The sequence below is a fragment of the Streptomyces albipurpureus genome (assembly GCF_023701525.1).
GTDB classification, from domain to species: Bacteria; Actinomycetota; Actinomycetes; order Streptomycetales; family Streptomycetaceae; genus Streptomyces; species Streptomyces albipurpureus.
In genome coordinates this window covers 69,123-91,648 of sequence record NZ_JAMQAW010000001.1, presented here as the reverse complement: position 1 = coordinate 91,648, position 22,526 = coordinate 69,123, and the positions used below count along the sequence as shown (strand labels likewise).

The following is a 22,526-nucleotide window of genomic DNA, read 5'->3' as shown; positions in this document are numbered from 1 at the left end:
CTCAGGCACGTCGAGTCCGTCGCCCACCGCCGCCCGAGGCGCCGCCGAAGAGCCGGGCGAGGAGCCGGAAGGGCAGGGTGACGACCGACGCGATCGCGGAGCCGACGGTGCGCAGAACATCTGCGATGGCACGGAACATGGGAACCTCCTGAGAACGGTTTTCGGTCAGGAGGTCGGCTTACCCCGCACACGGCTGGCAAACGTCCGGCTCACCCCCGGTCGCAATGCCGGTACGCCGGGACAGATCGGAAGACAGGCCAGCAGCTGGGCATGACCATTCCCAGCGCGTGGTCAGTTCACGCGCACGGCCACCCCCGGCACCCGGTCACTTCCGGCAGGTGGCCGTCTCAGGCACGGGGGAGGTCCTCGGTCCGAGCCGGGAACCGCGGCGCCAAAACCGTCCAGGTGAACCGCGCCGGGCGCCGCTCCGCAAAGGCGGCCACGCCCTCCGCCGAATCGTCCGCCGAGCGCTCCTGCTCCGCCCAGTACCCGTCCCGGTCCACCCTGCCGGTCGCGAACTCCTTGGCTGCCGCCTGAGTGAGCTGTGAGCGCGCGGTGATGACCTCGGTGAACGCCGCCACCCGCGCGCTCAGCCGCTCCGCGGGCACCACCTCGTCGACCAGACCGGTACGCAGTGCCCGATCCGTGTCGATCAGTTCCGCGGAGAACAGCAGGTACTTGGCGGCCGATGGACCCACCAGGGAGACCAGGCGACGGGTGGAGGACGCCGGGTAGACGATCCCCAGCTTCGCCGGTGTCACCCCGAACAGCGCGCCCTCCTCGGCGAACCGCAGATCGCAGGCGGCGGCCAGCTGGCACCCGCCGCCCACGCAGTAGCCGCGTACCGCCGCGAGCGTCGGCTTGGGGAAGGCGGCGAGCGCGTTCTCCGCGCGTACGGCCAAGGACCGGGGGGATTCGCCGGCCCCCTTCAGGGAGGGGATGTCGGCCCCGGCGCAGAAGGTGGACCCGTCGCCGGTGAGTACCAGGGCGCGTACGGCCGGGTCGGTCGCGAGCGGGCCGAGGAGTCCCGTCAGCTCGCGCCACATCGCGTTGGTCATGGCATTGCGCTTGGCGGGATTGCTGATGACCACCGTGGCCACACCGTCCGTCACGGTGCAGCTCACCTGAGGTCGGGGGCTGGGCGGGGCTGGCGACTCCATGCGCCGGATGCTATCCGCCACCAGCGGATCTACGATCAAGAGGGGGCAGCCGGGGGGTACGGCAAGGAGGAAACGATGGCCGCTCCCGCTCAGGCGCCCAGGAGACTGAAGCGCAACTTCAGTCTGCTGGCCGTGCTCGGTGTGATCCTGGTGATCGCCGGTCTGGTCGGCCTGATCTACACCTGGGTAGCCACCCTCACCTCCATGCTGCTGTTCGGCTGGCTGCTGCTCATCGGTGGGTTGATCGGGCTGCTCCACGCCATCCAGTCGCGGGGCAGCGACTACTTCTGGCTTGCCGTGGTGGTCGCCGCGCTCAACATCGCGGCCGGAGTCGTCGTCATCCGGCATCCCGAGGGCTCCGCGGAGGCGCTGACCCTCTTCGCGGCGCTGCTCTTCCTCACCGGCGGACTCTTCCGGTTGGTGGGCTCGCTGGTGGTGCGCGGCCCGCAGTTCGGCTGGACGCTTCTGCAGGGGGTCTTCGGCCTCTTGCTGGGCATCCTGGTCCTCGGGAACTGGCCCGAGAGCAGCCGCTATGTGCTGGGCCTCTTCTTCTCCCTGGCCCTGCTCTTCGACGGCCTCGGACTGCTGGCCATCGGCATCGGCGGCCGGCGGATCGTCCATCTGGTAGCCGAGCCCACCAGCCCCGGTGGTAGGCCCCAGACGGGCTCTCCCGGCACCTCCGCGGGACCTTCGACCGCCCAGGGCCCCGGGGCGCACGGCAACCGGCCAGAAGGGGATCAGGACCAGTCGCACAACTGACCCTGATCTACGCACGTGGTCATAACGCGTCGATTGGTGCTGACTTGTGTTCAAAGCCGCGGCGCGGGGGAGCTCGCTGCCAACACTGTTTACCCGATGGTCAGTGGCAGTCGAGCCGAGGGTGGTACCGGAGTATGGAGAGCCGCGGGAGCATCCCAGGCCGGCCACTGTCGTATGAGGGCGTCTGGCGTTTCACCGCGCCAACGGTCGAGGTGTCGGTGCCGCGCTCCCGGCAGGTCGTACGGGACCTGCTGCACCGCCAGCGGGTCCCGGTGCACGACGAACTCCTCCAGGCGCTCCTGCTGATCGTCTCGGAGTTGGTGACCAACGTGGTGAAGCACGCCGCTGTTCTCACTCCCGAGGTGGCCGTGGAGATCGCCGTCGCCTCGGGGCGGGTACGGGTCTCCGTGGAGGACGACCACCCCTACCGGCCGCAGGCCCTGGAGACGGACTGGCGTCAGACGGGCGGCAGAGGGCTGCACCTCGTACGGGAGATCACGCGCGAGTCGGGTGGCAGCTACGACGTGGCGCACACCGCCGGCGGCGGAAAGGTCATCTGGGCGGAGCTGCCGCTGCCGTCCGTCTGCGGGGTACCCCTGGCGGGCACCCCCCGCAGACGATAGGTCTCACCACCCGCAGGCGCGGCCCGTCATCTCTCTGATCGCCGGACGCGCGGCGTCGAGCACCGTCATGAACCAGGTGGAGAAGGTGTCCTTCTCATGGCGTTCGGCCAGCTCGGCCGCTGTGACATACGCGGTCTCGCCGACCTCCTCCGGGTCAGGCCGAAGCGGAGCCTGCACCAGGCCGACGAAGAGATGGTTGTACTCCTGCTCGACCAGGCCGGACGCCGGGTCCGGGTGGTTGTAGCGGACCGTGCCCGCAGCGCCGAGGAGGGAGGGGGAGAGGCCCAGCTCCTCGTAGGTGCGCCGGGCGGCGGCGGCAAAGGGGGCCTCACCGGGGTACGGGTGCCCACAGCAGGTGTTCGACCACACACCGGGGGAGTGGTACTTGCCAGCGGCGCGCTGCTGGATCAGCAGTCGCCCCTGCTCGTCGAAGAGGAAGACGGAGAAGGCCCGGTGCAGCTGCCCTGGTGCCTGGTGGGCGGCGAGCTTCTCCGCGGTGCCGACGGTGTTGCCCTGCTCGTCGACCAGTTCGAGCAGGATCGTGGGGGGTGCACTGTTCGTGGCGGTGGCTGGTGGGGTCGGCATAACCATCCTTCGCATGTGGTCCTCGCCCTGTGGGGCCTGCCCAGTCTGCCGTACAAAAGCGGCTTGTCGGCACTTCGGCTTGTCCGGGCATGTCCTAGCATGTCCGTTTCGCTAGCCCGGGCCCTGGCGGATATACGGGCCGGGCGCGGCACTCCGAAGGTTTCGGAATCCGGATCGTGCCCTGCGTCATTGCGCGACACACTCCAAAGGCAATGAAACACGAGTTCTTCTCACGTCTTGACACCGGTATGCCTAACGCCGGACCGGCGTCATTTTGTCCTACCCGAGGTCGTTGCTGCGACCCGGGCTTGGTCGGTGCCGGTATGCCCGGCTCTTGGGTGAAGTGCTCGGGTCCCGGGTGAAGTGCCCCCTCACGCCCCGAGGCCGCCGCGACCTCGGTGGTCTCGGCGGCCTCGGGAGGAGCCTTGGCGCTGCGGGTGGTCTCAGTGGCAGACCTTCGCCTCGTGTTCGGCGTGGCCGACGGGTTCCAGTTGGAAGGTGCAGTGCTCCACGTCGAAGTGATCCCCCAGGCATTCCTGCAGATCGTGCAGGATCTTCTCGTGCCCATCGGCCACCAGCGCGTCCTGGCTCACCACCACATGCGCGGAGAGCACCGGCATCCCGGAAGTGATCGTCCAAGCGTGCAGGTCGTGGACGTCCTCCACGCCGGGCAGTGCCTCCATGTGCGCCCGCACATCGGCCATGTCAACGTCCTTGGGGGCGGACTCCAGGAGGACGTTCAGCGTCTCCCGGAGCAGCTTGATCGTGCGCGGCACGATCATCAGGGCGATCACGAGCGAGGCGATCGGGTCGGCGGCCATCCAGCCCGTGGTGATGATGATCGTGGCGGAGATCAGCACCGCCAGCGAGCCGAGCGTGTCCGCCAGCACCTCCAGATAGGCGCCGCGCACATTGAGGCTCTCCTTCTGGCCGCGCATCAGCAGCGAGAGGGAGATCATGTTGGCGACCATGCCGACCAGGGCGAACACGATGGTGAGACCGCCCTGGGTCTCAGCGGGAGTGATAAAACGTTCGATCGCCTCGAACAGGACAAATCCACCGACGCCGAGCAGCAGCAGACAGTTGGCGAGCGCCGCGAGTATCTCGGCGCGGGCGAGGCCGAAGGTGCGGGTCTGGCTGGGGGGCCGATTGGCGAAGTGGATCGCCAAGAGGGCCATCGCGAGTCCCACACCATCGGTCGCCATGTGCGCCGCGTCGGCGACCAGGGCGAGCGAGCCGGTGACAACGCCACCGATGATCTCCAGCACCATCACGCTCAGGGTGATGGTGAGCGCGATGCGCAGCCGCCCTTTGTAAGCCGCGGCGGCAGTGCCCGTCGTGGGTGCATGTGTATGGGAATGCGAGTGTCCGTGATCGTGCCCAGCCCCCATAGGAGACGCCTCCCGGTCATCGAAAAATGATCTGCCGAGACCACAGTGAACTACGGGTAGGGGGTATCCGGCAACACGGCACTGAACACCGTTGTCATAACCTCTGACCTGCGGAAATGATACGCAGGTCAGGGGCTTGGCGGCCAGTTGAGTAGGCCGTCAGGAGGGGTCCAGAGTGCGGACAGCCCTCGATCTCCGCCTGCTCGTCGAGTGGGTTTCCGGGTCGCGGGCGACACTCTCGGGCCTCGCCGGCTGCCTCAGTGGGCGAGAACCCGCCCCGGGGTTGTCAGGGCGACACAGCGAACGGCCCGGACACCTCCGCGGAAGCGGGGTGTCCGGGCCTTGGGGACGAGGTGAACGGGCTCCCGTGCCTACTCCGGGTGCCGTAGCTGCCAGCCCGCCCAGGCGGACTCCACCATCTCGCGCACCCCGCGCGACGCCGTCCACCCCAGCTCATCGCCGATGAGATCGACCGACGCCACCGCCTTGGCCGCATCCCCCGGCCTGCGTGCTTCGATCACGGGTGTCCCCTCGTACCCGGTGACCTCGGCCACCAGATCGGCGAGCTCCCGTACGGAGACCCCGACCCCACGGCCGATGTTGACCGTGAGGTCCCCCCGGTCCTGGCCGCTGGCCAGCCTGCGGGCCACCGTGAGATGGGCGTCCGCGAGATCCGCGACATGGATGTAGTCGCGGATACAGGTGCCGTCCGGCGTCGCGTAGTCATCGCCGAAGATCCGCGGAGCCTCGCCCCGGGTGATCCGGTCGAAGAACATCGGGATGATGTTGAACACCCCGGTATCAGCCAGTTCCGGCGTGGCGGTGCCCGCCACATTGAAGTACCGCAGACAGGCGGTCGATACTCCGTGCGCATGGCCCGTCGCCCGCACCAGCCACTCCCCGGCCAGTTTGGTCTCCCCATAGGGATTGATCGGAACGCAGGGTGCGGACTCCGGGATGAGCCCCAGCTCCGGCACTCCGTACACCGCCGCCGAGGAAGAGAAGAGGAATCTCTTGACGCCGGCCTTGACCACGGCTTCCAACAGCACGGTCAGACCGTGCACATTCTCTTGGTAGTAGTGGAGCGGCTGCTCCACAGACTGTCCTACCTGCTTCTTCGCTGCGAGATGTACAACCCCCGTGACATCGTGAGCCGCGATGGTGTGGTCCACCACTTCCCGGTCCAGCACTGAACCGCGCACAAGCGGAATCTCCCGCGGGAGGCGCTCGACGATCCCGGACGATAGATCGTCCAGGATCACCACCCCCTCGCCCGCCTCATGCATCGCCCGCGCCACATGCGCGCCGATATACCCCGCTCCACCTGTAATCAGCCAACTCATGACCGCCAGCCTAGGCCCGTGAGGCGGCGGTTTGTGGGCCGAGGCGCTGATCGACAATGATGATCTCCGAGCGGACCCCTCATCCCCAGGGTGTCCGCTATGCCGGTCGGAGGCCGACCGGAGCGCAATTGGCCAGTGAACTCCTGGCTGGGCGCATCCGATAGCCTCTGCCGCAGTCTCTGCCGGCGTGCCGCCGTCCCTGTGCCGGGACGGGTCGCCGCGCATCACCACTTTCGGTTCCAAGGAGTGAGTTCGTCTGCCGACCGCCATCCTCACCGGTCCGCCCGTGCCCGGATCGTCACTCGATGGCGATCTGCGGTCCCTGGGCTTCGATGTACAGGTCTCATCGGGAGCCGACCGCACCGCCGAACTCCTCGCCGCGGCGCCCGCCGCCGAGCGAGTCGCCGTGGTGGACCCGCGGTTCGTCGGGCATGTCCACTCCCTGCGCCTGGCACTGACCGACCCCCGGTTCCCGGTGGCCGCCGTGCCCGGTGCGCTCACCGCACAACCCGGCGCCCGCGCCGCCCTCAGCGGCGCGCTCGCCGCCGCGGTGTCCTCCTCGGCCGTGGACACGGGCCCCAGCACCACGGTGCGGGCGGCCCGGACACTGCCCGACGCGCTCGTCGATGTGCTCACCGCTGACGGCACGGCCGTACACCGGCCCGACCTCGGGTCGCTGACGGCGACCGTGCCCCAGGACGCGCAGTCCCGCAACGAGGCGCGCCAGGCGGTCGCCGCCGTGGACGAGGAAGCCGTACGGCTGCGGTCCGCCGTCAAAGCACGCGACGGCTTCTTCACCACCTTCGCGATCAGCCCGTACTCGCGCTATCTCGCCCGCTGGTGCGCCCGTCGGGGATTCACCCCCAACCAGGTCACCACCGCGTCCCTGATCACCGCACTCATCGCCGCGGCAGCCGCCGCCACCGGCACCCGCGGCGGCTTCGTCGCCGCCGGCGCACTGCTGCTGTTCTCCTTCGTGCTGGACTGCGCCGACGGACAACTCGCGCGCTACTCGCTCCAGTACTCCACGATGGGAGCCTGGCTCGACGCCACCTTCGACCGGGCCAAGGAGTACGCCTACTACGCCGGCCTGGCCCTGGGCGCGGCGCAGGGCGGCGACGATGTGTGGGGCCTTGCCCTGGGGGCCATGGTGCTCCAGACCTGCCGGCATGTCGTGGACTTCTCCTTCAACGAGGCGAACCACGACGCCGTCTCCAACACCAGCCCCACCGCGGCACTCTCCGACCGGCTCGACAGCGTCGGCTGGACGGTCTGGGTCCGACGCATGATCGTGCTCCCCATCGGCGAGCGCTGGGCCATGATCGCCGTACTGACGGCCGTGGCCACCCCCCGAATCGTCTTCTACGCCCTGCTCGTCGGCTGCTCCTTCGCCGCCTGCTACACGACCGCGGGCCGGCTGCTGCGCTCGTTGACCCGCAAGGCCACGCGTACCGACCGTGCCGCCGGCGCCCTCGCCGACCTCGCTGACTCGGGGCCGCTCGCGGAGACCACCGCCCGGGCCCTGGGCCGGCTGGTCCGCGGGCTGCCCGCACTCGCCCCGCCGGCCCTCGCCCTCCTCGGGGGCGCCGGGCTGGTCACCGCGGCCGCTCTGAGCGACTACGGTTCGCTGTGGCCCCTGATCGCCGCCGCGGTGTACGTCATCACCTCGGGTATCGCGGTCGCCCGTCCCCTCAAGGGCGCGTTGGACTGGTTGGTGCCGCCGATCTTCCGTGCCGCTGAATACGGCACATTCCTGGCGCTCGCGGCCCGTGCGGAGGTAGACGGGGCCACCGGGGCACTGCCCGCGGCCTTCGGCCTGGTCGCGGCAGTCGCCTACCATCACTACGACACGGTGTATCGCATCCGGGGGGGCACTGGCGCGCCTCCGAACTGGCTGGTGCGAGCGATCGGGGGGCACGAAGGCCGGGTCCTGATCGTTACCCTGCTGGCCACCCTGGTTCCCGACACGGGATTCACCATCGCGCTGACGACCCTCGCCGCGGTCATCGCCCTCGTGGTGCTGGTGGAAAGCACCCGCTTCTGGGTGTCGTCCTCCGCACCCGCCGTACATGACGAAGGAGAAACCGCATGATCGGCCTCGTACTGGCCGCCGGTGCCGGACGGCGACTTCGCCCCTACACCGACACGCTTCCGAAGGCCCTCGTGCCCGTGGCCGGTGAGAAGACCGTCCTCGACCTGACCCTGCGCAACTTCGCCGAGATCGGCCTCACCGAGGTCGCGATCGTCGTCGGCTACCGCAAGGAAGCCATCTATGAGCGGCAGGCCGCTCTAGAGGCCGAGTACGGCCTCGAACTCACCCTGGTCGAGAACGACAAGGCCGAGGAGTGGAACAACGCGTACTCCCTGTGGTGCGCCCGTGAGGTCCTCAAACGCGGTGTCATCCTCGCCAACGGGGACACCGTTCATCCGGTCTCCGTCGAGCGGACCCTGCTGGCCGCCAGAGGCGAGGGACGGAAGATCATCCTCGCCCTTGACACGGTCAAACAGCTCGCCGACGAGGAGATGAAGGTGATCACCTCGGACGCCGGCGGCGTGCGCCGCATCACCAAGCTGATGGACCCGACCACCGCGACCGGTGAGTACATCGGCGTCACCCTGATCGAGCCCGAGGCCGCGAACGACCTCGCGGACGCGCTGAAGACCACCTTCGAGCGCGACCCCGACCTCTACTACGAGGACGGCTACCAAGAGCTCGTCAACCGGGGCTTCACCGTGGACGTGGCCCCCATCGGCGATGTGACCTGGGTGGAGATCGACAACCACGACGACCTCGCGAAGGGCCGTGAGATCGCGTGCCAGTACTGACCCGGCTCATTCCGTCGCCGGTCGTCGTCGACATCAGCAGGGGAGCCCTCGACGATCTGGCCGGCCTGCTGGCCGATCAGCGCATCTCGTCGTCGGGCAAGATTGCGGTGGCCATCAGCGGCGGCTCCGGACGCACCCTGCGCGAGAAGCTCTCGCCGGTGCTCCCCGGCGCGGACTGGTACGAGGTCGCCGACGGCACCCTCGACTCCGCGGTTCTCCTGGCCGACGCCATCAAGGGACAGCGGTACGACGCCGTGGTCGGCTTGGGCGGCGGCAAGATCATCGATGTGACCAAGTACGCGGCGGCCCGGGTCGGGCTGCCCATGGTCTCCGTGGCCACCAATCTCGCGCACGACGGCATCTGCTCGCCGGTCGCCACCCTCGACAACGACAACGGCCGTGGCTCCTACGGTGTCCCCACACCCATCGCCATGGTCATCGACCTCGATGTGGTCCGCGAAGCCCCGGCCCGGTTCATCCGCTCCGGCATCGGCGACACCGTCTCCAACCTCTCCGCCATCGCCGACTGGGAGCTCTCCCACGAGGTCAACGGCGAGCCGGTCGACGGCCTTGCCGCCGCCATGGCCCGCACGGCCGGTGAGGCGGTGCTGCGCCACCCCGGTGACGTCGGCGACGACGAGTTCCTCACGGTGCTGGCCGAAGCCCTCGTCCTCACCGGTATCGCCATGTCGATCAGCGGTGACACCCGGCCGTCCTCCGGCGCCTGCCACGAGATCAGCCACGCCTTTGACCTGCTCCACCCCCAACGCGCCGCGAGCCATGGCGAACAGGTCGGTCTGGGTGCCGCCTTCGCCATGTATCTGCGCGGCGCCCATGAGCAGTCCCGGCTGATCGCGGAAGTACTGCGCAGACACCAACTCCCGGTGCTCCCCACCGAAATGGGGTTCACCGTCGATGAATTCATCCAAGCCGTGGAGTACGCCCCCCAGACCCGCCCCGGGCGCTTCACCATCCTTGAGCACCTCGACCTCAACCCCGACCAGATCAGGGACGCGTACGCCGACTATGCCAAGACCATCCGTAGCTGAACTCCGCCCGGTCGTTCACCCGGAGGGAGTGAAGGACCGGAGAAGCGGCGAACACTGGGCCGGACGCCTCTACATGCGCGAGATCTCGCTGCATGTCGATCCCTATCTGGTGAACACCAGGATCACTCCCAACCAGCTGACCCACCTCATGATCGTGGTGGGGCTGCTCGGTGGCGCGGCCCTGCTGATCCCCGGCCTCACCGGCGCGATCCTCGCAGTCGTGCTGTTCCAGATCTATCTGCTGCTCGACTGTGTCGACGGCGAGGTGGCCCGCTGGCGCGGCCAGACCTCGGTGACGGGTGTCTATCTCGACCGCATCGGCCACTACCTCTGTGAGGCGGCCCTGCTGGTCGGCTTCGGCGTCCGGGGCGCGGATGCCTTCGGCGACGGACGGCCCGAGTGGCTCTGGGCGTTCCTCGGTACGATCGCCGCGCTCGGCGCGATCCTGATCAAGGCCGAGACGGACCTCGTGGACGTCGCCCGTCAGCGCAGTGGACTGGCGGCGGTCAAGGACGAGGCCTCAGTGCCGCGCTCTTCGGGGCTCGCGTTCGCCCGCCGGGCCGCCGCCGCACTGAAGTTCCACCGACTCGTCGGCGGCATCGAGGCCAGCCTCTTCATCCTGGTCGCGGCGATCCTCGACCTGGTGCAGGGAGACCTGTTCTTCACCCGCCTCGGCATCGCGGTGCTGGCCGGCATCGCGGTGGTGCAGACCCTGCTGCACCTGGTGTCGATCCTCGCCTCCAGCAGGCTCAAGTGACGGCGTCACTCAAACTCGGCGCAGTGGTGATCACCATGGGTGATCGCCCGGACGATCTGCGCGCGCTCCTCGACTCGGTGGCCGCGCAGAAGGGCGACCCCATCGCCGTGGTCGTCGTCGGCAACGGCGCCCCGGTCACCGGTGTACCCGAGGGGGTGCGGACGGTGGAACTCCCGGAGAATCTGGGAATCCCCGGCGGCCGCAACGCCGGAATCGAGGCGTTCGGACCCTCCGGTTCCGAGGTGGACGCGCTGCTCTTCCTCGACGACGACGGACTGTTGCCCAATACCAGCACGGCGGAATTGGTGCGCGAGGCCTTCAGCGCCGATCCCAAGTTGGGCATCCTCAGCTTCCGCATCGCGGACCCGGAAACCGGTGTCACCCAGCGCCGCCATGTCCCACGGCTACGCGCGTCCGACCCGATGCGCTCCTCCCGGGTGACCACGTTCCTCGGCGGTGCCAGCGCCGCACGGACAGCGGTGTTCGCCGAGGTCGGTGGGCTGCCGGCGGAGTTCTTCTACGCCCATGAGGAGACCGACCTCGCCTGGCGGGCGCTGGACGCGGGGTGGGGGATCGACTACCGCTCGGACATGCTTCTGCACCACCCCACGACGGCTCCGTCCCGGCACGCGGTCTACCACCGTATGGTGGCCCGCAACCGGGTCTGGCTCGCTCGTCGCAACCTTCCCGCACCCCTGGTGCCGATCTACCTCGGTGTCTGGGTGCTCCTCACGCTCGCCCGGCGGCCCTCGGCGTTCGCGCTGAAGGCATGGCTGGGCGGATTCGCCGAAGGCTGGCGGACTCCATCCGGACCCCGCCGACCCATGAAGTGGCGTACCGTGTGGCGGCTCACCCGACTGGGCCGACCACCGGTGATCTGACAAGCTTGGGCCTTGAGAGCACCGGGCGCACTCCGGGTATCCGGCGACGGCCCGGTGTCGCGCCCCAACTGCCGCGCATCTCGAAGACGAAAGTTTCCACTTGTGAGTGACACTACCCATGACGGAGCGATCACGATGACCGCCCGGCCATCGGCCGACGACGGTCTGTCTCCGGCGCAGCTCGCCGCAAAGCACGGTCTGACGGTCAGCGGCGCCCGGCCGGGGCTGATCGAGTACGTCCGGCAGCTGTGGGGCCGGCGGCACTTCATCCTGGCCTTCTCACAGGCCAAACTCACGGCCCAGTACAGCAAGGCCAAGCTGGGCCAGCTGTGGCAGGTGGTCACACCGCTGCTCAACGCGCTGGTCTACTTCCTGATCTTCGGCCTCATCCTGGAGGCCAACCGGGGCATGTCGACCGATGTCTACATTCCGTTCCTGGTGACGGGGGTGTTCGTCTTCACCTTCACCCAGAGTTCGGTCATGGCCGGCGTGCGGTCCATCTCCGGCAACCTCGGTCTGGTCCGCGCCCTCCACTTCCCCCGAGCGTCCCTACCCGTCTCCTTCGCACTCCAGCAACTCCAGCAGTTGCTGTTCTCCATGGTCGTGCTGCTGATCATCGTGGTCGGGTTCGGCAGCTACCCCCAGCTCTCCTGGCTGCTGGTGCTCCCCGCGCTGGTGCTTCAGTTCGTGTTCAACGCCGGCCTCGCGCTGATCATGGCAAGGCTCGGCAGCAAGACGCCGGACCTCGCCCAGTTGATGCCGTTCATCATGCGGACCTGGATGTACGCGTCCGGGGTGATGTTCTCCATTCCGCTCATGCTTGAGGACAAGCCGGCCTGGATCGCCGATGTGCTCCAGTGGAACCCGGCCGCCATCTACATGGATCTCATCCGCTTCGCGCTGATCGACGGCTACGGTTCGTCGAATCTGCCGGACCATGTCTGGGCGTTTGCGATTGGCTGGGCAGTCCTGTTCGGCATTTGCGGGTTCGTGTACTTCTGGAAGGCCGAAGAACGGTACGGACGTGGCTGACAACAACACTGAGCGGGTCCCCACCGTCATCGCTGACGATGTCCACATCGTCTACCGGGTGCGCGGCGCAGGAGGAGGCAAGGGCAGCGCCACCGCTGCTCTGAGCCGCATCGTGCGCCGCAAGAAGGGCGAGCAGCGAGGTGTGCGCACGGTGCATGCCGTGCGTGGCGTCTCCTTCACCGCGTACCGCGGGGAGGCGATTGGCCTCATCGGCACCAATGGCTCCGGCAAGTCGACCTTGCTACGGGCCATAGCCGGACTGCTCCCCACCGAACGTGGCAAGGTCTATACGGATGGTCAGCCCTCGCTGCTCGGTGTGAACGCCGCGCTCATGGGCGATCTCACCGGCGAGCGCAATGTCATCCTCGGCGGTCTGGCCATGGGCATGTCCCGTGAGCAGATCCGAGACCGCTACGAATCCATCGTCGACTTCTCCGGGATCAACGAGAAGGGCGACTTCATCACCCTGCCCATGCGCACCTACTCCTCGGGGATGGGCGCGCGGCTGCGCTTTTCCATCGCGGCGGCCAAGGACCACGACGTCCTGATGATCGACGAGGCTCTCGCGACGGGCGACCGGAAGTTCCAGATCCGCTCCGAGCAACGCATTCGCGAGCTCCGTAAGCAGGCCGGCACGGTCTTTCTGGTCAGCCATAGCCTCGGATCGATCCGGGACACCTGCGACCGGGTTCTCTGGTTGGAGAAGGGCGAGCTGCTGATGGACGGACCCACCGCCGAGGTCCTCAAGGCGTACGAGAAGGAGACCGGCAAGTAGCCATGTGAAAGCCGTGGGATCGGTTCCGGCAGTCAGCCGGCTCCGACGGGGCCCCCGCCTAGTCATCCTGGCGGGGGCCTTCCCGCGTCCTGGTACCCGAAGACGGCGCTGTCCGCCACGATTCCGGCAGTGTCGGACCGGACCGCCTAAGACGGTCAAGTCCGGTATTCCCATGGAAGGTTGGCTGATAATGCGATGTTCACGCAATGACCGCTACGCCCCGACGCAGCTTCGGGCGTTGTACGACGTAAGCTGTACCAGTGCTGAATCGCGGCAAGTGGGGCGATACGCCCTGGGCGCCCCGTCAGGCGGTCGGAGCCCCCATCGCCGCGATGACCGGCGGCGTGTCCGAAATAGGATGGATTGGATCGGCAGTGTAGAACGGGAGATGTGACGGCAATGATCGGAATTCTCCAGCTCCACGAGGCTTTCGCCGTCCCCGCACCTGGTAGCCACGTATGACCGGTATGAGGCAGCTCCCCACCACAGCCCCGGCGCCCACCGCGCGCGCCACCCTCGACAAGGCCGCGGGGGAGAACTTTCCCGTCGCCCCCTTCTTCCTGCCGCGCGCCTGGCGCACCGACCTCATGGCCGTCTACGGCTATGCGCGGCTCGTCGATGACATCGGCGACGGCGACCTGGCCCCCGGCGGCGCCGATGCCCACTGGCTCGGTGTCGCTCCCGCCGACGCGGATGACCGGCTTCTGATGCTCGACGCACTCGAAGCCGATCTCCGACGCGTCTTCGATGCCGATGCCGATGCCGATGCCGATGCCGATGCCGGTGCCGGTGGGCCGGGCCATCCGCTGCTGCGTAAACTCGGCCCGACGGTACGCGAGAGAGCGCTCACCCCCGGCCCCTTCCTCGATCTGATCGAGGCGAACCGCCAGGACCAGGTGGTCAAGCGCTATGAGACCGCCGGTGAACTCCTCGCCTACTGCGAACTGTCCGCCAACCCTGTGGGACACCTTGTGCTACAGCTCACCGGGACGATGACCCCCGAGCGGCTGCGCCGTTCCGACGCCGTCTGTACCGCGCTCCAGATCATTGAGCACCTTCAGGACGTGGCTGAGGACCTCGCCCGGGACCGGATCTACCTCCCCGCCGAGGACATGCGACGATTCCATGTCACCGAAGCGGATCTGGCAGCGCCGTCGGCCAACGCCTCGGTGCGCGCCCTGATCGCCTTTGAGGCCCAACGAGCCGGCGAACTGCTCGACGAGGGCATGGGGCTGGTGGCGAGTGTGCACGGCCGGCTGAGGTTGCTGCTCGCCGGGTTCACCGCCGGCGGCCGGGCCGCCCTCGGCGCGATCAAGGCCGCGAGATATGACGTACTGACCGGACCACCCACACCTGCGAAGGCGAATCTGGTGCGTGAAGTAGGAGCTGTGTTGCGAAGAGCGCGTAGAGAGGGGTGAGCCGGACCATGGAACAACCGACACAGGCGCCCGCCCCGGTGCAGGCCGCGTACAGCTACTGCGAGGCCGTCACCGGGCAGCAGGCGCGCAACTTCGCCTACGGCATCCGACTGCTGCCGCCCGACAAGCGGCAGGCCATGTCGGCGCTGTACGCGTTCTCACGGCGCGTCGACGACATCGGTGACGGCACCCTCGCACCCCCGGAGAAGCAGAAGCGGCTGGAGGCGACCCGGGAGCTGCTCGGTCGCATCCGCCGCGATGACATCGCCGAGGACGACACCGACCCCGTCGCCGTGGCCCTCGCCGATACCGCCCGCCGCTTTCCGCTGCCGCTCGGTGGACTCGACGAACTCATCGACGGAGTCCTGATGGACGTCCACGGTGAGTCCTACGAGACCTGGGACGACCTCAAGGTCTACTGCCGCTGTGTCGCGGGGGCCATCGGCCGGCTCTCCCTCGCCGTGTTCGGCACCCAGCCCGGTGCGCAGGGCACCGAACGTGCCGCGGAGTACGCGGACACCCTGGGGCTCGCCCTTCAACTCACCAACATCCTGCGGGACATCCGTGAGGACGCGGCCAACGGGCGGACCTATCTGCCCGCCGACGACCTCGCCAAGTTCGGCTGCTCGGAGGGTTTCCACACGGCGACCCCGCCCATCGGCTCGGACTTCGCCGGGCTGATCCACTACGAAGTCCGGCGTGCCCGGGCCCTCTTCGCCGAGGGCTACCGACTGCTGCCCATGCTCGACCGGCGCAGTGGGGCGTGCGTCGCCGCGATGGCCGGCATCTACCGCAGGCTCCTCGACCGCATCGAACGCGACCCCCAGGCGGTGCTCCGCGGCCGGGTCTCGCTCCCGGGCCGGGAGAAGGCCTATGTCGCAGTGCGTGGCCTCTCCGGTCTTGACAGCCGGCACATCAGCCGCCAGAGCCTGCGGGGGCGCTCCTGATGCCCCCGCCAGCACCGACCCCGACGCGGGTGATCCCGTCCGCAGCGGCGGGAGGTCCAACACCTGGCCCGTCGTCCGCGACGCCCTCCGCGCCTGGTCCGTCCGCGCCCGGCGTGGCGGCCGGTCCTCCCCTGCCGTACCGCGGGCGACGGGCCGTGGGCCGCATCCCGCAGGCCCGCCGGAGCAGGATCGTCCACCGCAATAACCATGCACCCGGGCCGTCCTGGCCGGATGCCGGCCGTCGAGAAGGCACAGCGCCCGGCGCAGCGAACTCCACCAGGGTGTTCCGAGAGGAGGCCGGATGACCGGCAGCGGCAGTCACGACCACCAGCGGACGACATCGGAAACCGCCTCAGGCGAGCGGCGCGCGATCGTCATCGGCGGTGGAATCGCGGGCACCACCACCGCCCTCCAACTCGCCGACGCGGGGCTGCGGGTGGCCCTGCTCGAAGGCCGTCCGCGGCTCGGTGGGCTCGCCTTCTCCTTCCAGCGCGGCGACCTCACCGTCGACAACGGCCAGCATGTCTATCTGCGCTGCTGCACCGCCTACCGCTGGTTCCTCGACCGGGTCGAAGGCGCCCATCTCTCCCCCCTCCAGGACCGATTGGACGTTCCGGTACTGGATGTCGGACGATCGCGCCCCCGACTGGGAAGGCTGCGCCGAACCGCGCTACCCGTGCCGCTGCACCTGGCCGCCAGTCTCGCCACCTACCCCCATCTCTCGCTGGCCGAGCGGGCGAGTGTGGGGCGCGCCGCACTCGCGCTGCGCGGGCTCGACCCGGCCGACCCCGCGCTGGACGGCATCGACTTCGCCACCTGGCTCGGTCGCCACGGACAGTCCCGGCGCACCATCGAGGCGCTCTGGGACCTGGTCGGAGTGGCCACCCTGAACGCCACCGCCGCGAACGCGTCCATGGCGCTCGCGGCGATGGTCTTCAAGACCGGGCTGCTCTCCGACCCGGGCGCCGCCGACATCGGCTGGGCCCAGGTACCCCTCGGTGACCTGCATGACACCCTCGCCCGCAAAGCGCTGGAAGCCGCGGGGGTGAGGGTCGAGACCGGGGCCCGCGCACGCACCCTCACCGCCGACGCGGACGGACGCTGGCAGGTCGAGATCGACGGCGAACGCCTCGACGCCGACGCCGTAGTCCTAGCCGTCGCCCAACGTGAGGCCCACGCCCTGCTGCCTGAAGGCGCCATGGCGGACCCGGACCGACTGCTCGACATCGGCACGGCACCCATCCTCAACATCCATGTCCGCTACGACCGCAAGGTGCTGCGCCGCCCCTTCTTCGCCGCGCTCGGCTCCCCGGTGCAATGGGTCTTCGACCGCACCGAGGCATCCGGGCTGAAGGAGGGCCAGTACCTCGCGATCTCCCAGTCCGCCGCCCAGGACGAGATCGACGCGTCCGTCGCCGAGCTACGAGCCCGCTACCTGCCCGAGTTGGAGCGACTGCTGCCGCCCGCACGGGACGCCCGGGTACGGGACTTCTTCGTCACCCGGGAACGCACCGCCACCTTTGACCCGGCTCCCGGCGTCGGCAGGCTGCGGCCGGGCGCCACCACTCGTGCGCCTGGCCTGTACCTGGCGGGTGCGTGGACCGCCACTGGCTGGCCCGCGACCATGGAGGGCGCGGTGCGCAGCGGAATCACCGCTGCGGCCGCCGCTCTTCGTGCCCTCGGCCGCCCCCATGAACATCCGCTCAAGGAGGCGGCGTGAGCCTGTTTTCCGGAACAAGAGGAGAGACCGTGCCGACTGTGCCTTCGGCGAATCCGGCTGATGACACCGCAGCGGGCGTGGAGATCGCCGCGCTCTTGGAGCGCGGACGTGACCTGTCGACACCGGTGCTGCGTGCTGCTGTGAACCGGCTGGCGGCGCCCATGGACACCGTGGCCTCCTACCACTTCGGTTGGATCGACGCCGCTGGGCAGCCATCCGTCGGCGAGGGCGGCAAGGCCGTGCGCCCCGCGCTCGCACTGCTCTCGGCGGAGGTCGCAGGTGCCAGGCCCGAGGTGGGCATCCCGGGTGCTGTCGCCGTGGAGCTGGTCCACAACTTCTCGCTGCTGCACGACGACCTGATGGACGGCGACGAGCAGCGCCGCCACCGTGACACCGTATGGAAGGTGCACGGTCCGGCCCAGGCCATCCTGGTCGGCGACGCACTGTTCGCCCTCGCCAACGAGGTCCTGCTGGAGCTCGGCACGGCGGAAGCCGGTAGGGCCACCCGCCGGCTGACCGTCGCCAGCCGCAAGCTCATCGACGGCCAGGCCCAGGACATCTCCTATGAACACCGCGAGCGGGTCACCGTCGAAGAGTGCCTGGAGATGGAGGGCAACAAGACCGGCGCCCTGCTCGCCTGCGCCGCCTCGATCGGTGCGGTGCTCGGTGGGGCCGATGACCGCACGGCCGACACCCTGGAGGCCTACGGCTACCACCTCGGTCTCGCCTTCCAGGCCATCGACGATCTGCTGGGCATCTGGGGCGACCCGGTCACCACCGGCAAGCAGACCTGGAGCGATCTGCGCCAGCGCAAGAAGTCCCTGCCCGTGGTCGCGGCGCTCGCCGAGGGCGGCCCGGCCTCCCGAGAGCTCGGTGAACTGCTCGCCGCCGACGCCAAGAGCAATGACTTCGACAGCTTCTCCGAGGAGGAGTTCGCCACCAGGGCGGCCTTGATCGAAGAGGCCGGCGGACGCGAGTGGACCTCCCAGGAGGCCCGCCGGCAGCACGCTGTCGCCATTGAGGCACTTGCCGGCGTCGATATGCCCACCCACGTCAGGGCGCAGTTGGCGGCGCTCGCCGACTTCGTCGTCGTACGGAAGCGATAGTCCACCAGGACACGGAAGAAATGATCCCCACCCAGCCCCCCATATCCATCGCAGTCGCCGACCAGTGAGCGGACCGTAAACCGCCCGCCGGCCGACGGAGACCCCAGCACCGCAGAGCACAGCGCATCACTGCACCGAAGGGGAAGCCATGACAGCGACGACCGACGGAAGCGGTGGGCCCGTAAGGGCCCACGCGGCTACGGCCGGCGAACTGACCGATATCCACGCCCCCGCGCGCCCTGGCGGCAGCGATGCGCTGGGGAACGCGCGACGGGCCGTGGCACTGTCCGTTGAGCATCTGCTGAGCAGACAGGACGCCCAAGGCTGGTGGAAGGGCGACCTGGAAACCAATGTGACCATGGACGCCGAGGACCTGTTGTTGCGGCAGTTCCTCGGCGTCGGGGACGCACACACCACCGACGCCGCCGCCCGCCACATTCGGGGGGAGCAGCGTGCGGATGGTGCCTGGACCACCTTCTACCGTGGCCCAGCCGATCTCTCCGCGACCATTGAGGCCTATGTGGCGCTCAGGCTCGCCGGCGATCTGCCCGATGACCCCCATATGGTGCTGGCGTCCGCTTGGGTCAGACGGCACGGCGGAATCGCCCGAGCCAGGGTCTTCACCAGGATCTGGCTGGCGCTGTTCGGCTGGTGGAGTTGGGAGGACCTGCCCGAACTGCCCCCGGAGCTGATCTTCCTCCCCAACTGGTTCCCGCTGAACATCTATGACTTCGGCTGCTGGGCACGGCAGACCATCGTGCCGCTCACGGTGGTTTCCGCGAAGCGGCCGGTGCGGCCGGCGCCCTTCACCCTGGACGAACTACACACCGACGTCCGCCAGCCCAATCCTTCCAGGACCCTCGCTCCGGCCCTGAGTTGGGACGGGTTCTTCCAACGTGCCGACAAAGCTCTGCACCTCTACCACAAGGTCGCGCCCCGACGGTTGCGGAAGGCCGCCATGGACGCCGCCGCACGGTGGATCATCGAGCGCCAGGAGAACGACGGGTGCTGGGGCGGAATCCAACCTCCCGCCGTCTACTCCCTGATCGCCCTGCATCTCCTCGGCTATGACATCGACCACCCGGTGATGAAGGCCGGTCTTGAGTCGCTCGATCGCTTCGCGGTGTGGAGAGCGGACCACTCCACCGACGCCGCCGGCCCCCTCCGTATGGTCGAGGCCTGTCAGTCGCCCGTCTGGGACACCTGCCTGGCCGCCATCGCACTCGCCGACGCGGGACTGCCGGCCGACCATCCCGCGCTGGTCCGGGCCGCCGACTGGATGCTGGACGAGGAAGTGGTGCGGACCGGGGACTGGGCGGTCCGCCGACCCCGACTACCCCCCGGTGGCTGGGCCTTTGAGTTCCACAACGACAACTATCCGGACATCGACGACACCGCGGAGGTCATCCTCGCGCTGCGCCGGGTTCGCCACCCCGACCCGGCCCGGGTGGAGGCGGCCATCGCCCGGGCGACCCGCTGGACCCTCGGCATGCAGTCCAAGAACGGCGCCTGGGGAGCCTTCGACGCGGACAACACCAGCCCGCTGCCCAACCGGCTGCCGTTCTGCGACTTCGGCGAGGTGATCGACCCACCGTCAGCGGATGTCACCGCGCATGTCATCGAGATGCTCGCCTACGAAGGCGGCTCCGACCACCCGCGAACCCGACGCGGAATTGACTGGCTCCTCGCCGAGCAGGACGTCGGCGGCGGCTGGTTCGGTCGGTGGGGTGTCAACTACATCTACGGTACGGGATCGGTCGTGCCGGCCCTGGCGGCTGCGGGAATCCCCGGCTCGCACCCAGCGATCCGTCGTGCGGTCAGCTGGCTCGAATCCGTCCAGAACGATGACGGCGGCTGGGGCGAGGACCTGCGCTCGTACGACGAGGAGGAGTGGATCGGCAAGGGCGCCTCCACCGCATCGCAGACCGCATGGGCCCTGCTCGCCCTGCTCGCGGCGGGGGAACGGGAGAACAAGGCCGTCGAGCGGGGTGTCGCCTGGCTCACCGGCACCCAGCGGATGGACGGCTCCTGGGACGAGCCGTACTTCACCGGCACCGGTTTCCCCTGGGACTTCTCCATCAACTACCACCTCTACCGGCAGGTCTTCCCGCTCACCGCGCTGGGACGCTATGTGTACGGGGAGCCCGTACTGGCCGGCCTCTCCCAGCGGGGCTCGGATGGCTGACTCCGGGGGTCCCATCGGATCGGCAGGACCGTCACCATCGGCCGGTCCCGCCGAAGCCATGGGATCGCGGGAGGTCGTGCAGGCCACCGGACAGGTCGGCACCCACTCCACACCCGCCCAGGGCCCCTGCTCCGAACGGCCCCTACTGATCGTCTGCGCGCTCAGCATCGAGAAGCTGGCCCTGCGCGGCAGGGCCAACGGTCGAGCGGACGTGCTGCGCACGGGAATGGGCCCCGCCAACGCACGTCGCGCCGTCCACGACGCGCTGAGCGCACCGGCACTGCGCGACACAGCCGTCATCGCCTCGGGTTTCTGTGCCGGGCTCGCCCCGGGGATGCTGCCCGGAGACCTCGTCGTCGCCACCGCGACCCGTACCGGAGCCGACAGCGGTGACAGTGCCACGATCTGCACCGAGGTTCGAAGCCTCGCCGACGCGGTCGGCCGGGCGGTGCCCGGTCGGGCGGTGCACACCGGAGTGCTGATCGGCTCCGACCACGTCGTACGCGGCCCCGAGCGCGCGGCGCTGCACACCGGCGGAGCGATCGCCGTGGACATGGAGTCGGCGGTCACCCTGCGCACCGCACTCACCATCGGCACCCGCCCGGTTGCGGCCGTCCGGGTGGTCGTGGACGCTCCAGAGCATGAGCTGGTCCGTCTTGGCACGGTTCGCGGTGGAATATCGGCTTTCCGTGTACTCCGTGCCGTACTTCCCGCATTTCACGAATGGCACCGTTCTCTGCTGCTCCCCTGGAGGTGAGCTAGATGGCCATGCCGCTCCGTCAGACCATCCGCGTCGGGACCTACCTTTTTGAACAGAAGCTCCGCAAGCGGGAGAAGTTTCCGCTCATCGTCGAACTGGAGCCGCTCTTCGCCTGCAACCTCGCATGCGAAGGCTGTGGAAAGATCCAGCACCCCGCCGGGGTGCTGAAGCAGCGGATGCCGGTCGCACAGGCAGTCGGGGCGGTGCTGGAATCAGGCGCACCCATGGTCTCCATCGCAGGCGGCGAGCCACTGATGCACCCTCAGATCGATGAGATCGTGCGCCAGTTGGTGCAGAGGAAGAAATACGTCTTCCTCTGCACCAACGCCATGCTGCTGCGCAAGAAGATCGAGAAGTTCACCCCCTCCCGCTACTTCGCCTTCGCCGTCCATATCGATGGACTGCGGGAGCGGCACGATGAATCGGTCGCCAAGGAGGGTGTGTTCGATGAGGCGGTGGCGGCGATCAAGGAGGCCAAGAAGCGCGGCTTCCGGGTCACCACCAACTCGACCTTCTTCAACACCGACACCCCGCAGACCATCATCGAGGTACTGGACTACCTCAATGACGACCTCCAGGTCGACGAGATGATGATCTCGCCCGCCTACGCCTATGAGAAGGCGCCCGACCAGGAACACTTCCTCGGTGTGGAGCAGACTCGCGAGCTGTTCAAGAAGTCCTTCGCCGGCGGCAACCGACGGCGCTGGCGGCTCAACCACTCGCCGCTCTTCCTCGACTTCCTCGAAGGCAAGGTCGACTTCTCCTGCACGGCCTGGGCCATTCCCAACTACTCGCTCTTCGGCTGGCAGCGGCCCTGCTATCTGATGAGCGACGGGTACGTCCCCACCTATCGCCAACTCATCGAGGAAACGGACTGGAACAAGTACGGCCGCGGAAAGGACCCCCGCTGCGCCAACTGCATGGCCCACTGCGGCTATGAACCCACCGCGGTCCTCGCCACCATGGGCTCCCTCAAGGAATCCCTCCGGGCGGCCCGCGAAACGATGTCGGGAAGCCGCGGATAGCCGCATGACCGAGGTGAGCAGCGACAGCACGAACTACCCGGTGCCGCTGCTCACCCCTGCGGTGCGGGGCTGTCCCCATCCCCTCCTCCGCCCGTCTCGACAGGGGGCAGCCCGGCCGGCGACGACGGGCCCTGGCGCTTGTGTGGGGGCCTCCCGAACTGGCAAGCCCCGACTCGTGAGCTCA

The 22,526-nt window shown here is 68.6% G+C and carries 21 protein-coding genes; 16 read left to right on the top strand and 5 right to left on the bottom strand.

The genetic code is table 11. The features are described from left to right. Position 1: 1 nt before the first annotated feature. Both NBG84_RS00425 and NBG84_RS00420 read right to left on the bottom strand, forming a co-directional pair. Complete coding sequence (locus tag NBG84_RS00425; protein ID WP_250917155.1) at positions 2-139, bottom strand: LPFR motif small protein; 138 nt, start codon at positions 137-139, stop codon at positions 2-4. Between the two features lie 208 nt (positions 140-347). Then, entirely contained in the window at positions 348-1,160 is an 813-nt protein-coding gene (locus NBG84_RS00420) for an enoyl-CoA hydratase/isomerase family protein (protein ID WP_250917154.1), read from the bottom strand. A 75-nt stretch (positions 1,161-1,235) separates the two neighbouring features. Between NBG84_RS00420 and NBG84_RS00415 the strand changes: the two genes are divergently transcribed. Together NBG84_RS00415 and NBG84_RS00410 are read left to right on the top strand one after the other, a co-directional pair. Next, positions 1,236-1,919, top strand: a complete 684-nt coding sequence (locus NBG84_RS00415) for an HdeD family acid-resistance protein (protein ID WP_250917153.1) — start codon at positions 1,236-1,238, stop codon at positions 1,917-1,919. A 134-nt stretch (positions 1,920-2,053) separates the two neighbouring features. Continuing rightward, entirely contained in the window at positions 2,054-2,542 is a 489-nt protein-coding gene (locus NBG84_RS00410; protein WP_250917152.1) for an ATP-binding protein, read from the top strand. Positions 2,543-2,545: 3 nt separating this feature from the next. On the opposite strand, the gene idi is transcribed toward NBG84_RS00410, so the two are convergent. From idi to galE, 3 genes are all read right to left on the bottom strand, one after another. Continuing rightward, positions 2,546-3,127, bottom strand: coding sequence for an isopentenyl-diphosphate Delta-isomerase (gene idi, locus NBG84_RS00405; protein WP_250917151.1), 582 nt, complete (start codon positions 3,125-3,127; stop codon positions 2,546-2,548). Between the two features lie 443 nt (positions 3,128-3,570). Further along, positions 3,571-4,518 (bottom strand): cation diffusion facilitator family transporter, encoded by a 948-nt coding sequence (locus NBG84_RS00400; RefSeq protein WP_250917150.1) that lies wholly within the window; start codon positions 4,516-4,518, stop codon positions 3,571-3,573. Positions 4,519-4,889: 371 nt separating this feature from the next. Further along, the gene (galE, locus tag NBG84_RS00395) at positions 4,890-5,861 is read right to left on the bottom strand and encodes a UDP-glucose 4-epimerase GalE (RefSeq protein WP_250917149.1); all 972 of its coding nucleotides are present in this window, start codon (positions 5,859-5,861) and stop codon (positions 4,890-4,892) included. Positions 5,862-6,117: 256 nt separating this feature from the next. Here galE and NBG84_RS00390 point away from each other — a divergent pair, with 256 nt between their 5' ends. From NBG84_RS00390 to hpnH, 14 genes are all read left to right on the top strand, one after another. Further along, entirely contained in the window at positions 6,118-7,953 is a 1,836-nt protein-coding gene (locus tag NBG84_RS00390) for a DUF5941 domain-containing protein (RefSeq protein ID WP_250917308.1), read from the top strand. Then, complete coding sequence (locus tag NBG84_RS00385; protein WP_250917148.1) at positions 7,950-8,687, top strand: phosphocholine cytidylyltransferase family protein; 738 nt, start codon at positions 7,950-7,952, stop codon at positions 8,685-8,687. Before NBG84_RS00390 ends, NBG84_RS00385 begins: the two co-directional genes overlap by 4 nt. Then, positions 8,675-9,736, top strand: a complete 1,062-nt coding sequence (locus NBG84_RS00380; RefSeq protein ID WP_250917147.1) for an iron-containing alcohol dehydrogenase family protein — start codon at positions 8,675-8,677, stop codon at positions 9,734-9,736. The genes NBG84_RS00385 and NBG84_RS00380 overlap by 13 nt, the downstream gene beginning before the upstream one ends. Then, positions 9,714-10,493 (top strand): CDP-alcohol phosphatidyltransferase family protein, encoded by a 780-nt coding sequence (locus NBG84_RS00375; protein WP_250917146.1) that lies wholly within the window; start codon positions 9,714-9,716, stop codon positions 10,491-10,493. Before NBG84_RS00380 ends, NBG84_RS00375 begins: the two co-directional genes overlap by 23 nt. 35 nt (positions 10,494-10,528) lie before the next feature. After that, on the top strand, positions 10,529-11,374 hold the full coding sequence (locus NBG84_RS00370) for a glycosyltransferase family 2 protein (RefSeq protein ID WP_250917307.1): 846 nt from the start codon (positions 10,529-10,531) through the stop codon (positions 11,372-11,374). Positions 11,375-11,476: 102 nt separating this feature from the next. Further along, positions 11,477-12,406: an ABC transporter permease gene (locus tag NBG84_RS00365; RefSeq protein ID WP_250917145.1), complete on the top strand. Its 930-nt coding sequence runs from the start codon at positions 11,477-11,479 to the stop codon at positions 12,404-12,406. Further along, entirely contained in the window at positions 12,399-13,181 is a 783-nt protein-coding gene (locus NBG84_RS00360) for an ABC transporter ATP-binding protein (protein ID WP_250917144.1), read from the top strand. The genes NBG84_RS00365 and NBG84_RS00360 overlap by 8 nt, the downstream gene beginning before the upstream one ends. Positions 13,182-13,639: 458 nt before the next feature. Then, positions 13,640-14,599, top strand: coding sequence for a squalene synthase HpnC (hpnC, locus tag NBG84_RS00355; protein ID WP_250917143.1), 960 nt, complete (start codon positions 13,640-13,642; stop codon positions 14,597-14,599). An 8-nt stretch (positions 14,600-14,607) separates the two neighbouring features. Beyond that, on the top strand, positions 14,608-15,546 hold the full coding sequence (gene hpnD / locus NBG84_RS00350; RefSeq protein WP_250917142.1) for a presqualene diphosphate synthase HpnD: 939 nt from the start codon (positions 14,608-14,610) through the stop codon (positions 15,544-15,546). Positions 15,547-15,847: 301 nt separating this feature from the next. Beyond that, on the top strand, positions 15,848-17,266 hold the full coding sequence (gene hpnE / locus NBG84_RS00345) for a hydroxysqualene dehydroxylase HpnE (RefSeq protein ID WP_250917141.1): 1,419 nt from the start codon (positions 15,848-15,850) through the stop codon (positions 17,264-17,266). 38 nt (positions 17,267-17,304) lie between these two features. Beyond that, positions 17,305-18,372, top strand: a complete 1,068-nt coding sequence (locus NBG84_RS00340) for a polyprenyl synthetase family protein (RefSeq protein ID WP_250917306.1) — start codon at positions 17,305-17,307, stop codon at positions 18,370-18,372. Positions 18,373-18,520: 148 nt separating this feature from the next. After that, positions 18,521-20,557, top strand: a complete 2,037-nt coding sequence (gene shc / locus NBG84_RS00335; RefSeq protein ID WP_250917140.1) for a squalene--hopene cyclase — start codon at positions 18,521-18,523, stop codon at positions 20,555-20,557. A gap of 58 nt (positions 20,558-20,615) precedes the next feature. Continuing rightward, positions 20,616-21,314, top strand: a complete 699-nt coding sequence (locus NBG84_RS00330) for a phosphorylase family protein (protein WP_250917139.1) — start codon at positions 20,616-20,618, stop codon at positions 21,312-21,314. A 5-nt stretch (positions 21,315-21,319) separates the two neighbouring features. After that, positions 21,320-22,342 (top strand): adenosyl-hopene transferase HpnH, encoded by a 1,023-nt coding sequence (hpnH, locus tag NBG84_RS00325; RefSeq protein WP_250917138.1) that lies wholly within the window; start codon positions 21,320-21,322, stop codon positions 22,340-22,342. The last annotated feature ends 184 nt before the right edge of the window (positions 22,343-22,526 follow it).